Genomic DNA, 13146 nt, shown 5'->3' with positions numbered 1-13146 from the left:
CCTGATAGCTCCGCTTCACTTTTTGGGGTGCCCGTTGCCGGCGCCCTCCTTCTGAGGAGGTCCGCGTGATCCGAGCTTCTTGCCTGTGCCTGCCGCTGGTGTGCCTGCTGGCCGCCTGCGAAACGCCGCCGCAGATGGCACCGCGCCCTGTGCCCCCGGCCACCACCCGCATCACCGTCGATCCACAAGCCGCATCCAGGGCCGCGTCCATGGCCTGCGAGCCGGCCGTGGCGGAAGCCCTCAAGCGCCGCTACCCGCAGCCTGGCAGCGTGATGCTGATGGCCGACCGCGAGCAGTACTACCTGCGCCCCAATGCGCAAACCTCGGTCAATGGCGAAGGCGTGTTCGAGCCTGACGACAGTTCGTCGGCGATCGGCTTCCACTACGCCTGCCTGTACAACGCGCGTACGGGCAAGGTCGATGATGTGCAGATGCGCTATTGATCCTGCCGATCGGCCGCATTGCATGGCCTGCGTAGAAAATTCCAGGCCTCATTCAACAATTGTTGCGCGAAACGAATGTAATCGCGCGTCCCCATTTCCTTGACCAACCGGTCGACCGGCTCTTAGCATAGCCACGCGTAATTTCGAAGTTCGCATATAGAACTGTAGTTCTAGTGGCGTAACTTTGGCCGAAACTGGAGACAAGGAAGCTATGAGCAAGATTGCCGGGTTCTTCACCGAACTCATGCGCCGGTACCTGCCGGATCCCTTTGTATTTGCCATCGGCCTGACCTTGCTGACGATGGCGCTGGCGGTGACGGTGCAAGGGCAGGCAGCGCCGGCCGTGATCGCCAGCTGGGGCAAGGGGTTCTGGAACCTGCTGGCATTTACCACGCAGATGGCGGTGATCCTGGCGATGGGCTACGTGCTGGCCACCGCGCCGTTCACTGACCGCATGCTCGACCGCATCGTCAGCGCCGTGCACTCGCCGCGCATCGCGGTGATCGTCGCCACGCTGGTGGGCGGCATCGGCAGCTACCTGAACTGGGGCTTCGGGCTGGTGATCGGCGGCATCATCGCCAGGAAGCTGGCGCTGAAGGTCCGTGGCGTGCATTACCCGCTCATCATCGCCGCCGCGTACAGCGGCTTCACCCTGTACGGGCTGGGCCTGTCGGCCAGCATCCCGGTGCTGATCTCCACCCCGGGCCACCCGATGGAAAAGCTGATGGGCGTGATCCCGCTGTCTGAAACCATCTTCTCCACGCCGATGCTGCTGACCAGCCTGGCGGTGATCGTCACGCTGCCGCTGCTCAATGCCTGGCTGCATCCGCGCAACCCGGCCGATGTGGTGGAGATCCGCCGCGACCAGGAATCCGCCAAGGCCGAGGCCGGCTCGGCCCACAGCATGGGCGGCGAGAACACCCTGGCCGCGCGCCTGAACAACAGCCGTATCCTGAGCCTGGCCATCGGCCTGTGCGGCATGGCCTACGCGGTCATCTACTTCACGCAGGGCGGCTCGCTCGACCTGAACCTGATCAACTTCCTGATCCTGTTCGCGGGCGTGCTGCTGCTGGGCACGCCGGTCAACTACGTGGCCAAGCTGAACGAAGGCATCAAGACCATTTCCGGCATCATCCTGCAGTATCCGTTCTATGCAGGCATCATGGCGATCATGGCCGGCTCGGGGCTGGTGGATACCATCTCGCGTGTGTTCGTGGAGATCGCCACGCCGCAGACGCTGCCGTTCTGGGGGCTGCTCAGTTCGTTCGTGATCAACTTCTTCGCACCGTCGGGCGGTGGCCACTGGATGATCCAGGGCCCGTTCATGGTCGATGCGGCCAAGGCCATCAACAGCTCGGTCAGCCAGACCTCGATGTCGGTGATGCTCGGCAATGCCTGGAACGACCTGGTGCAGCCGTTCTGGATATTGCCGGCGCTGGCGCTGTCCAGGCTGAACCTGAAGGACGTGATGGGCTACACCGTGATCATGATGTTCTGGGTGGGCCTGATCTACATTGCCGCGCTGCTGCTGTGGGGCGCGCAGATTACCTGACTTTGACCCGCGGCCAGCGTGCCGCTGACAGGAGGATTGCCATGCCGTACCTGATCGAAACCGTCGACAAGCCCAATCACCAGCACGTGCGCCAGGCCACCCGTGCCAGCCACCTGGATTACCTGGAAGCCAACAAGGACTTGCTGCTGGCTTGCGGCGCCAAGCTCAACGACGATGGCTCGGATGCCGGCGGCGGCATCTATATCGTCGATGTCGACACCCGCGACGCGGCACAGCAATTCATCGACGCCGATCCGTTCACCGAGGCGGGTTTGTTTGCCGAGGTGCGCATCGTGCGCTGGCGCAAGGCCTATCTCGACGGCGTGCGCCATCTTTGACGAGGCAGCCCGCGCTGCCTCCATCCCACCATACCCCCGGACAAGGAGACCCCATGTTGTTCATGGCAGAAATGACCGTCAAGATTCCCGCATCGCTCGATCCACAACTGGTGGAGCAGCTCAAGGCCGACGAGAAGGCCATGTCGCAGCGCCTGCAGCGCGAAGGCAAGTGGCGCCACCTGTGGCGTGTGGTGGGCCAGTACGCCAACGTCAGCATCTTCGATGTCGGCGACAACGACGAACTGCACACGCTGCTGACCATGCTGCCGCTGTACCCGTACATGGAGATCAAGGTCACGCCGCTGGCGCAACACGGTTCGGCCATCGCGCCGAACTGAGCGCCTGCCATCCAGCCACCTGATCCTGAGCCAAACGCCATGCCATACGCCGACCTCGCCAACCTCCGACTGCATTACCGCCTCGATGGCGCCGAGCACCTGCCGGTGCTGGTGCTGTCCAATTCGCTGGGCACCAGCTTCAGCATGTGGGAGCCGCAGGTGGCGGCCTTCAGCCAGCACTTCCGCGTGCTGCGCTATGACACGCGCGGCCATGGCGAGTCGTCGGTGCCGGCGGGTCCGTACAGCATCGCGCAACTCGGCGGCGACGTGATCGCGTTGCTCGATCACCTTGGCATCGGCGAAGCCAGTTTCTGCGGCGTGTCGATGGGTGGCATCACTGGCATGTGGCTGGCCCTGAACCATGGCCCGCGCCTGCGCAAGCTGGTGTTGTGCAATACCGCTGCCTATATCGGCCCGCCGGAGAACTGGACCAACCGCGCCGCTGCGGTCGGGCGCGACGGCGTGGCATCGATCGCTGCCGCGGTAGTCGACAAATGGCTCACCCCGCCGTACGCGGCCGCGCATCCGGCGCTGGTGGCATCGCTGCGCGCCATGCTCGGGGCCACCCCGGCTGCGGGCTACGCGGCCAACTGCCTGGCGGTGCGCGATGCCGACCTGCGCGCGCAAATCGAAAAGATCGCCACGCCGACGCTGGTGATCGCTGGCTCGGGCGACCTGCCCACGCCGCCGCGCGATGGCGTGTTCCTGGCGCAGACGATCCCGGGCGCCCACTATGTCGAGCTGGAGGCCGCACATATCTCCAACCTGGAGCAGGCCGAGGCGTTCAGCAAGGTGGTGCTGGATTTCCTGACGCGCTGAGGCTCTGAGGCGGAAAGGCCGAGCCATGCGTGCGGCTTTCATCACCCCTGATAGTGCTTCATGATTCACCCGTGACCGATGCCGCCGGCGTTCGGTGCGCTTGCCCTCGCTTCCCGGCTTCAGAGGAATTGACAGGTCACCGGCGCGCGGGACAAGATGCGCACGGAATAGATGCGCCTTCGGGACGACATGCCGGCAGTCATAGCCGCAACACCCGAAAAGCCGCAAAAACATTGGGAAAACGGGGTCATGAAGCCATCCTTGTGTCAACTGGCGAGCGCGGTCACGCTTGCCGTCATGCTGTCCGGCTGTGCGTCCGCGCCGGATCACGGAACCAGCCCGGCAGTCGCCGAGCAACCGCCGTCCGACCAGGCGATGAAGGCCTTGTCCGCCGAGGTCTTCACCTTCGCCTATCCGATGGTGCTGACGGACGTGACGCGCGAGCTGATGACGCTGCGCACGCCGGCCAATACCTTCCACCACAAGCGCACCTTCCCGGACGCCAGCTTCACCGACGTGGTCAGCCCCAACGCCGACACGCTGTATTCGTCGGCCTGGCTCGACCTGTCCAGGGAGCCGGTCATCCTGTCGGTGCCCGATACGTACGGGCGCTACTACCTGATGCCGCTGATGGATGCGTGGACCAATGTGTTCGCGTCGCCGGGCAAGCGCACCACCGGCACCCGCCGCGGCAACTTCGCCATCACCGGGCCTGACTGGCGCGGCACGCTGCCCAAGGGCATGCAGGAGATCCGTTCGCCCACGTCGATGGTCTGGTTGATCGGCCGTACGCAGGCCAATGGCAAGCAGGACTTCCCGGCGGTGCACCGGCTCCAGGACCAGTACCGGCTGACGCCGCTGTCGGCCTGGGGTGGCGGGCGGCGCGTGCCGGAGAGGGCCGCGCCGCGGCCCACGGCCATCGACCCTGAAAGCTCGCCCGTGGAGCTGGTGGCGGCAATGGATGCACAGGCTTTCTTCACGCGCTTTGCCGCCTTGCTGCCGGCCAATCCGCCGGCGCCCGCCGATGCCGCCATGGTGGACAAGCTCCGCCGCATGGGCATCACCCCGGGGGTGCCGTTTAAGACCACGGTGATGGAGCCCTCCACCGCGCGCGCGGTGCAGGAGGGTGCTACCGTTGCGCTGGCCGCGATCGTTCAGGGTGCGCGCAAGGGCAATGCCGATGCCGGCAACGGCTGGGTCATGCATCGCGACCTGGGCACCTATGGCACCAGCTACGGCCGCCGCGCGGTGACCGCGTGGGTGGGCCTGGGTGCCAACCTGCCCGAAGACGCGATCTACGCCTCCACCCGCACGGATGCCAACGGCAAGCCGCTGCAGGGCGGGGCGCGCTATGTGCTGCATTTCGACAAGGACCAGTTGCCGCCGGCGCGCGCGTTCTGGTCGCTGACGCTGTACAACGACCGGCAGGCGTTCATTCCCAACCCGATCCAGCGCTACGCCGTGGGCAGCCGCGACCGCCTGCGCTACAACCGCGACGGCTCGCTCGATATCTATATCCAGCACGAGCGCCCGGCCGGCGCCAAGGCGGCGAACTGGCTGCCGGCGCCGCCCGATGGCCTGAACATGATGCTGCGCGCGTACTGGCCGGAGCAGGTGCTGCTGGACGGCAACTGGATGCCGCCGGCGGTGATGCAGGTGGACTGACGAGGCCGCCATCGAGGACAAAGGCCGCATGCCTGTGAGGGGCATGCGGCCTTTGTCTTTTCCTGCCAGCGCAATTGGCGCTACGCCGTCTCAGTTCGCGTGCGTGGCGCAGGCCGTGCAGGCGTTGCCGGCGTGGGGCACTGCCGCGGCGGTGGCGGCTGCAGGCTTGCTGAGGCGCTTCCAGGTCGTTGCGCCCCGCGCCGACAGCCGCGCGCGCAGCGCGCGGGCCGCGCTGACCATATTGGCCAGCGCTGCTTCGGTCTCTTCCCAGCCGCGCGTCTTCAGGCCGCAGTCCGGGTTGACCCACAGCCGCTGCGGCGGCACCACCTCGCAGGCGCGGTCGAGCAGCCGCTCCATGGCCTGCACCGACGGCACGCGCGGCGAGTGGATGTCGTAGACACCCGGCCCGATCTCGTTCGGGTAGTCGAAGTCGCCGAAGCCTTCCAGCAGTTCCATCGCCGAGCGCGAGGTCTCGATGGTGATCACGTCCGCGTCCATGGCCGCGATGGCGGGCAGGATATCGTTGAACTCGGCATAGCACATATGCGTGTGGATCTGGGTCTGGTCCTGCACGCCGCTGGCCGACAGGCGGAAGGCAGTGACGGCCCAGTCCAGGTAGGCATCCCAGTCGGCACGGCGCAGCGGCAGGCCTTCGCGCAGCGCGGGCTCGTCGATCTGGATCACGCGGATGCCGGCCTGCTCCAGGTCGCACACTTCGTCGCGGATGGCCAGGGCCAGCTGGCGCGCGGTGGTGGCACGCGGCTGGTCGTCGCGCACGAAGGACCACTGCAGCATGGTGATGGGGCCGGTGAGCATGCCCTTCATCGGCCGCTCGGTCAGCGATTGCGCGTAGCGGGCGGTATCGACCGTCATCGGCTCGGGCCGGTACACGTCGCCGTAGATCACCGGCGGCTTGACGCAGCGCGAGCCATAGCTCTGCACCCAGCCGTTCTCGGTAAAGCCGTAGCCGCACAGCTGCTCGCCGAAGTACTCGACCATGTCGTTGCGCTCGGCTTCGCCGTGCACCAGCACGTCCAGGCCCAGTGCTTCCTGCTTGCGCACGGCCACCGCGATCTCGGCACGGATGCGCTCCAGGTATTCGAGCGCGCCGATCTCGCCACGCTTGAACGCGGCGCGGGTCTGGCGGATGGCCGCGGTCTGAGGGAACGAGCCGATCGTGGTGGTCGGCAACAGCGGCAGCTGCAGCGCCTGGCGCTGGCGCTCGATGCGCTCGGCAAAGGGGCTGGCGCGGTCGGCCATGCCGGCGCTCACGGCTGCCAGCCGCTGCTGCACCCGCGGGTTGACCACCCGGCGCGAGGCGCGGCGCGAGGCCTGCGCGGCGTCGGATGCTGCCAGCGCTTCGGCGACCACGGCGTCGCCTTGATTCAACGCGCGGCCCAGCACGGACAGCTCGTCGAGCTTTTCGGTGGCAAAGGCGAGCCACGACTTCAGCTCGACATCGAGACGCACTTCATGCGCGAGCGACACCGGCACATGCAGCAGCGAGCACGACGGTGCCAGCCACAGGCGCTCGCCCAGCGCGGCCTGCACCGGGCGCAGCGTGTCCAGGACTCGGCGCAGGTCGGTGCGCCAGATATTGCGGCCGTCGATCACGCCCAGCGACAGCACGGCGTGCGCGGGCAGCGCGGCCTGCCATGCGGCCAGTTGTTCCGGCGCCCGCACCAGGTCGATATGGAAGCCGTCGACCGGCAGGGCGGCGGCGCGCTGCGCATGGTCGGCGGCGGTGTCGAAATAGGTGGCCAGCAGCAACTTGGGGCCGGCTTCGCGCAAGGCAGCGTAGGCGGTGTCGAATGCGTCGAGCCAGGCCGGCTCCAGGTCCAGGCACAAGGCCGGCTCGTCGATCTGCACCCATTCGATGCCGCGCGCCTTGAGCTGGCCGAGGATGCGGCGATAGCCCTGCAGCAGTTGCGGCAGCAGGGTCAGGCGGTCGAAGCCCGCCACATGGCTCTTGGACAGCCACAGGTAGGTGACCGGCCCGATCAGCACCGGGCGGGCGCGCAGGCCAAGCGCCAGCGCCTCATCGGCTTCCTCGAAGAACCAGGCCGGGCCGCCGCCGAAAGTGGTCTCGGCGTCCAGCTCAGGGACCAGGTAGTGGTAGTTGGTGTCGAACCACTTGGTCATTTCCATGGCCGGCTGCTCGCGGTTGCCGCGTGCCAGCTCGAAGTACTGCGTCAGCGTGAGCCGGGCCGGATCGAAGCCGAAGCGGCGCGGCAGCGCGCCCAGCAGCGCGGTCAGGCTCAGCATCTGGTCGTAATACGCAAAGTCGCCGGTGGCCACCGTGTCCAGGCCGTGGTCGGCCTGCAGCTGCCAGTGGCGGCGGCGCAGTTGCGCGGCCACGTCGCGCAGCTCGGCTTCGGTGCGATCGCCGCGCCAGAACGCTTCTTGCGCAAATTTCAGTTCGCGGCGTTCGCCGATGCGGGGAAAGCCGAGGATATGGGTGCGTGCCATGGAGGTTGCTCCGGAAGATGTCTGGCGCACAGTGTCGGTTTGCCCGTAAAATGAATCAAGCGACAAGTTTTAAACAACATATGAATGAGTTTCATATCAAGACAGACGGGCAACAGGTTGGGGGCGCCGCATGATCGAAGTCCGCCATTTGCGCTCGCTGGTGGCGATTGCCGAGTCCGGCAAGCTGGCCACCGCGGCCGAGCGCGTGCATGTCAGCCAGTCAGCGCTGTCGCACCAGATCAAGGCGATCGAATCGCACTACGGCCTGCCGCTGTTCGACCGCACGCGCCAGGGGCTGCGCTTCACGCCGGCGGGCGAACGCCTGCTGGCGCTGGCGCGCGAGGTGCTGGCCGCGGTCAGCGCCGCCGACCGCGATATCGAACGGCTCAAGGGCGACACCCGTGGCGAGCTGCGCGTGGTGCTGGAATGCCATACCTGCTTCGACTGGCTGATGCCCGTGATGGACGAGTTCCGCCGCCGCTGGCCGGAAGTGGAGGTGGATCTGGTGGCGGGCTTCCACGCCGACCCGATCGCGCTGCTCAGCGACGGCCGCGCCGACATGGTGATAGGCTCGCAGCCGGCGGCCCGACGCGGGCTGGAGGTGGCGCCGCTGTTCCGCTTCGAGATCCTGGCGGTCATCGCCAATGAACACCGGCTGCGCAACAAGCGCCGCATCGAAGCCGGAGACCTGGCCGGCGAAACGCTGATTACCTATCCGGTGCCCGAGCAGCGCATCGACCTGATCCGCGAGGTGCTGGAGCCCGCGGGCATCCACCTGGAACGGCGCACGGCGGAACTGACGGTGGCGGTGCTGCAGCTGGTAGCCAGCCGCCGCGGCGTGGCGGCGCTGCCCAACTGGGGGGTGAAGAACTACGTCGACCACGACTACGTGCTGGCCAAGCGCATCGGTGCCAGAGGCTTGTGGAGCGAGCTCTATGCCACGGTGCCGGCGGCGATGGCGCGCAGGCCCTATGTGGCGGACTTTGTCTCGATCGTGCGCGATACGTGCGCGGCGCAGCTCGATGGGATCGAACTGCTGCCGCAGGCTGCTTAGGCGCGGTTCACGCGGGCAGGGCCAGGGCCGGCTCACTGTTGGTGCGGCGCATGGCGGCGCGCGGTGCCGGCTCGGCCACGGCGTCGCTGTCGGGGTCATCCACGTCGGCAAACAGCAGTTCCACGTCGAAGCCATTGTCGAGGCGGCGCAGGAACAGCCACAGCTGGCCGGCATCCTGCGCCGTCAGGGTGGCATGCAGCACGGCCTGCCGGGCCGCGTCGAAGCTGAGTTGCGCGGGCGCCAGGCCGGTACGGCGCGCATTGGCCAGCACCCATTCCATGGCGCCGAACAGGTCGGCGGTTTCGAGTCGCAGCGAGAGGTGCAAGGTGGGGAGGGTGGTGGCTGGCATGTGTTGTTTTCGGCAGGTCGTTCGATAAGGTAAATTTACCAGCCGTTACGCAAAATTGGCTTCTGAATTTTCTTCGATATGGCTTCTATTGGAGAATAAACATCCATTCATGGCAGAATCTAAGGATGTTTCTTTTCTTGTGGGTATTGCGATGGCACAGCCGCCCAAACTCGACGACACCGACCGGCGCATCCTGCGTGAACTGCGGCGCGATGGCCGCCTGTCCAATGCGCGGCTGGCCGAGCAAGTCGGCCTGTCGGCCACGCCCTGCTGGAACCGTGTGCGCGCGCTGGAAGAAAGCGGGGTGATCGAAGGCTACGCCGCGCTGCTGAACCAGAAGGCGCTGGGATTGCCGGATACCGTGCTGATCGAGGTCACGCTGGAGCGGCACGACGACGACATGCTGTACCGCTTCGGCAAGGCCCTGGCGGAATTGCCTGAGGTGATGGAGGCCCACTTGCTGACGGGCGAATATGACTACCTGATCAAGGTCGCCGTGGCGGGGACCCTGGGTTATGAGGAGTTCCTGCGGCACAAGCTATACAAGCTGCCTGGCCTGCGCCACAGCCGCTCGACCTTTGTGCTGCGCACGCTCAAGCGCGAGCCTTCGGTCGAGCCCTGAGCAGCTTGTCAGGCTGTCCTGAGCACCTCGGCGGTGGTATTGCGCAGCGCGCGCATAGCCTCGTTGCATTGCTGCGGCGTGGTCGGGTGTACCAGTAGCGCCCAGCGGCCATGTTGCACGGCCTCACGCACCGGCGTTATTACCAGTTGATGGTCCGGTCGTGCGGTCACCAGCCCCGCCAACAGCATGCCGAACACCATGCCCAGGAAGAGGGCCGCCCCGATTGCGAATCCCGGGCTGTCCATGACGGCCTCGACTCCCTGCCGGTGCAGGATGCCGACAATGGCCAGCCCGACCACCGCGCCCAGCGTACCCATCATCAGGTGCGAGCGCACCGCGGTGCGCGCGATGGCGTCGTTCTCGGGCTCCAGCTTGCGGCCGAAGTGCGCTTCGTATGGATGCACCAGCCGCACCTGCCCGCGCCGGAGATGGGCCTCATGGCAGACCCGTTCGGCGGCGTCGTTGGCTGCCGACCTGGTATCAAACAGTGCTGCGATCTTGGTACTGGCTTGCTCAGCGTTCAAGGGATTACCGGTCATGGCCTGCTCCTGCTGGGGCCGAGGGCCGCCGTCAGGTGATGCGCACTGCGCTTTTTGTCGCCTGGAACGGCTCCGGCGATGTCCTGTAAACCGAGTCTACCGACCCGCTTGAAGCGGCTGCATAAGGGGATTGCGCGTACTGCTGTAGGACTTCGCCGACGGCTGTCCCGCCCCGCCTCGGCGGGGAATCCGAGCGCGAAGGTGCAATTCCGCTCATAATGTCGGCGGTGCCGGGCCGCGCCCCCGCCTTTTGACCAAGAATTCCGGTATGAATGACACAGAAATTGAGCTGATCGACTCGGCGCGCCTGCCGACGCGATTCGGCGACTTTACGGCGCACGCCTTCAAGGGCGCCGATTCAGGCATCGAACACCTGGCCCTCAGCGTGGGCGATGTGACGGGCGATGGCGTCCTGATCCGCATGCATTCCGAATGCCTGACCGGCGACGTCTTCGGTTCCTGCCGGTGCGACTGCGGTCCGCAGCTCGAGCTCGCCATGGAAAAGATTGCCGCCGAAGGCCGCGGCATCCTGCTGTACCTGCGCGGGCATGAAGGCCGCGGCATTGGCCTGGCCGAGAAGATCCGCGCCTACCGCCTGCAAGACGGCGGGCTCGACACGGTCGACGCCAACCTGGCCCTGGGCCAGGCGATCGACGCACGCAACTACGCCTTCGCCGCCGACCTGCTGCACCAGTGGGGCGTCAAGTCCGTGCGCCTGATGAGCAACAATCCGCTCAAGGCCGCAGCGCTCGAGAAGGCCGGCATCACGGTTACCGAGCAGTTGCGCCACATCGTGCCGTCCAACGCCGAGAACGAGAAGTACCTGGCTACGAAGCGCACGCGCATGGGGCACCTGCTCGACTGATCGCGCTTGAGCGCTGCAGGCAGCCGCCGCGCTGCCTGGACCGGCCCGCTGCCAGGAATCCTGGGGCGGGCCTTTTCTTTTGCCCGGCGATCCCGCGAAGAACCGTACTTACCCTTGGTTAGTTGCTCATGGAAACTATTGCCCATAGAATCTATCGGCCGCCTGATCACCCGTTCCCATGTCCAACACTGCCAGCACTACCGATTCCATCCTGGAATTCATGTCGTTTCGCCTGAACCGCCTTTGCGAAATGACCAAGAGTTCCGCCTCCGGCTTTTACGAGCGCGAGTTCGGCATCGGCCTGCGGGAGTTGCGTGTGCTGCGTTTTGCCGGGCTGGAGCCGGGCCTGACGCTGACGCGCCTGATCGAACTGGTGTTGCTGGAGAAAACGGTGACTTCCAAGCTGGTCACCGCGCTGGCAAAGCGGGGCCTGCTGCGCCGTGAAGTCGGCGAGGCCGACGCCAGGCAGCTGAACCTTTACCTGACCGCGGCGGGCGAAGCACTGGTCGCACGGACGTATCAGCGCGGCGACATGCTGGAGAAGATGTTCCTCTCGGTGCTGACGGAAGCGGAAGTGCAGACGCTGGACCGCTGCATCGACAAGCTGACCGCGGCCTTGATCGAGCACCAGCAGGGCGCGGATGCGCAGGCTGGCTAGGCCCGCGCGCGGCAATCCCTCAAACAAAACAAAGCAAGGAGACAGCATGTCGTTGAAGACCTATCCGGAATCCTCGCGCCCCTGGCGCCGCCTGGCATGCATGGCGCTGTGCGCGGCCAGCCTGCCGGCCTGGAGCCAGAGCGCCGGCAGCGCTGCCGGGAGTGTGGCCGCCCCGGCAGCCGCGGCGCCGACCCTGGTTGCAGCGCTGGACAGCGACCCGAACCGCATGGGCTGGATGCAGGGCTTCCCGCCGCCGCCGGACAAGCTGATCACGCATACGCCGGGCGCCGACAGGTTTCCGCGCAATCGCTGGCTGTTCTCGCATATCCGAGAACTGGTGCCGACCGCGTCCGTCTGGCGCGGCGCCGGCCCGGCCAGCGCGCTGCCGCGTGCGGAACGGGATGTCGGCTCGGTGCAGTTCACCGATGCGGACGGCACCCGCCGCACCTTCGACGAGATGCTGGCGCTGACCTACACCGACGGCATCCTGGTGATGCACAAGGGCAAAGTCATCTATGAGCGCTATTTCGGTGCGCTCGACGGGCACACGCCCCATATCGCCATGTCGGTCACGAAGTCATTTGTCGGCACGCTGGCCGCGATGCTCGCGGCCGACGGCAAGCTCGACCCGGCGGCATCGGTGACGCGCTACCTGCCCGAACTGGCTGGCACGGCCTACGGTGACGCCACGGTGCGGCAGGTCATGGACATGACCATCGGCGTGCGCTACTCCGAGGACTATGCCAATCCCAAGGCAGAGGTGTGGGACTACGCGCGTGCGGGCGGCATGCTGGCCCGCCCGGCGGGCTACAGCGGCCCGGGGACGTTCTACGACTTCCTGAAGACCCTGCAGAAGGAAGGCGACCACAATGCGGTGTTTGCCTACAAGACGGTCAATGCCGAGGTGCTGGCGTGGATCGTGCGCAGGGCCTCGGGCCAGTCGCTGGCCAAGCTGCTCTCGGAGCGGATCTGGCAACCGATGGGCGCGGAGCAGGATGCGTACTTCACCGTGGACAGCATCGGCACGGAGTCGGGCGGCGGCGGGCTGAACACCACGCTGCGCGACCTTGCGCGCTTTGGCGAGACCATCCGCGGCAACGGGCGCTTCAATGGCAAGCAGATCATTCCGGCCTCGGTCGTGGCGGATATCCGCAGCGGCGGCGACCGGGACCAGTTTGCCAGGTCGGCCAGCGCGCCGGTGCTGCCGGGCTGGAGCTATCGCGACATGTGGTGGGTCTCGCACGACAGCCACGGCATGTTCCAGGCCGCCGGCATCCATGGCCAGCGCATCTATATCGACCCCAAGGCCGAGCTGACCATCGTGCGATACGCGTCGCACCCCGTGGCCGGCAACGCGGCCAACAATCCGATCACGTTCCGTGCTTTCCGGGCGCTGGCGGAAACGCTGATGCGATAGGGAGATGGCCCCGGGGCG

Annotated in this window: 14 protein-coding genes; 11 read left to right on the top strand and 3 right to left on the bottom strand. The window is 66.4% G+C overall.

Translation table 11 applies throughout. The features are described 5' to 3' along the window. Positions 1-65: 65 nt before the first annotated feature. The 6 genes from C265_RS12615 (at position 66) to C265_RS12590 (ending at position 5155) form a co-directional block, all read left to right on the top strand. Entirely contained in the window at positions 66-443 is a 378-nt protein-coding gene (locus C265_RS12615) for a hypothetical protein (protein WP_010814573.1), read from the top strand. A gap of 211 nt (positions 444-654) precedes the next feature. Then, positions 655-1995, top strand: a complete 1341-nt coding sequence (locus C265_RS12610; protein WP_010814572.1) for a short-chain fatty acid transporter — start codon at positions 655-657, stop codon at positions 1993-1995. A 41-nt stretch (positions 1996-2036) separates the two neighbouring features. Beyond that, positions 2037-2333: a YciI family protein gene (locus C265_RS12605; protein WP_010814571.1), complete on the top strand. Its 297-nt coding sequence runs from the start codon at positions 2037-2039 to the stop codon at positions 2331-2333. A 53-nt stretch (positions 2334-2386) separates the two neighbouring features. Continuing rightward, positions 2387-2671: a muconolactone Delta-isomerase gene (catC, locus tag C265_RS12600; protein WP_010814570.1), complete on the top strand. Its 285-nt coding sequence runs from the start codon at positions 2387-2389 to the stop codon at positions 2669-2671. Between the two features lie 39 nt (positions 2672-2710). Further along, positions 2711-3490: a 3-oxoadipate enol-lactonase gene (gene pcaD / locus C265_RS12595; protein ID WP_010814569.1), complete on the top strand. Its 780-nt coding sequence runs from the start codon at positions 2711-2713 to the stop codon at positions 3488-3490. Positions 3491-3739: 249 nt separating this feature from the next. Then, positions 3740-5155 (top strand): DUF1254 domain-containing protein, encoded by a 1416-nt coding sequence (locus C265_RS12590; protein ID WP_010814568.1) that lies wholly within the window; start codon positions 3740-3742, stop codon positions 5153-5155. A gap of 90 nt (positions 5156-5245) precedes the next feature. Here the strand turns inward: C265_RS12590 and metE are convergent, their stop codons facing one another. Then, positions 5246-7624 (bottom strand): 5-methyltetrahydropteroyltriglutamate--homocysteine S-methyltransferase, encoded by a 2379-nt coding sequence (metE, locus tag C265_RS12585; protein ID WP_010814567.1) that lies wholly within the window; start codon positions 7622-7624, stop codon positions 5246-5248. Between the two features lie 130 nt (positions 7625-7754). Between metE and C265_RS12580 the strand changes: the two genes are divergently transcribed. Further along, a complete protein-coding gene (locus C265_RS12580) occupies positions 7755-8678 on the top strand; it encodes a LysR family transcriptional regulator (RefSeq protein ID WP_010814566.1) in 924 nt (307 codons plus the stop codon). 7 nt (positions 8679-8685) lie between these two features. Here the strand turns inward: C265_RS12580 and C265_RS12575 are convergent, their stop codons facing one another. Further along, complete coding sequence (locus C265_RS12575; protein ID WP_010814565.1) at positions 8686-9027, bottom strand: hypothetical protein; 342 nt, start codon at positions 9025-9027, stop codon at positions 8686-8688. Between the two features lie 151 nt (positions 9028-9178). On the opposite strand from C265_RS12575, the gene C265_RS12570 reads away from it, so the two are divergent. Next, on the top strand, positions 9179-9649 hold the full coding sequence (locus C265_RS12570) for an Lrp/AsnC family transcriptional regulator (protein ID WP_010814564.1): 471 nt from the start codon (positions 9179-9181) through the stop codon (positions 9647-9649). Positions 9650-9657: 8 nt separating this feature from the next. Here the strand turns inward: C265_RS12570 and C265_RS12565 are convergent, their stop codons facing one another. Further along, positions 9658-10188, bottom strand: a complete 531-nt coding sequence (locus C265_RS12565; RefSeq protein ID WP_010814563.1) for a hypothetical protein — start codon at positions 10186-10188, stop codon at positions 9658-9660. A 268-nt stretch (positions 10189-10456) separates the two neighbouring features. Between C265_RS12565 and ribA the strand changes: the two genes are divergently transcribed. The 3 genes from ribA (at position 10457) to C265_RS12550 (ending at position 13128) form a co-directional block, all read left to right on the top strand. Further along, positions 10457-11053: a GTP cyclohydrolase II gene (gene ribA, locus C265_RS12560; protein WP_010814562.1), complete on the top strand. Its 597-nt coding sequence runs from the start codon at positions 10457-10459 to the stop codon at positions 11051-11053. 178 nt (positions 11054-11231) lie between these two features. Then, on the top strand, positions 11232-11711 hold the full coding sequence (locus tag C265_RS12555; protein ID WP_010814561.1) for a MarR family winged helix-turn-helix transcriptional regulator: 480 nt from the start codon (positions 11232-11234) through the stop codon (positions 11709-11711). A 46-nt stretch (positions 11712-11757) separates the two neighbouring features. Next, entirely contained in the window at positions 11758-13128 is a 1371-nt protein-coding gene (locus C265_RS12550; RefSeq protein ID WP_010814560.1) for a serine hydrolase, read from the top strand. The last annotated feature ends 18 nt before the right edge of the window (positions 13129-13146 follow it).

Origin of the sequence: Cupriavidus sp. GA3-3, assembly GCF_000389805.1 — a bacterium.
Lineage (GTDB): Bacteria > Pseudomonadota > Gammaproteobacteria > Burkholderiales > Burkholderiaceae > Cupriavidus > Cupriavidus necator_D.
The sequence above is the reverse complement of the archived record's forward strand: the minus strand, read 5'-3'. Positions and strand labels throughout refer to the sequence as shown.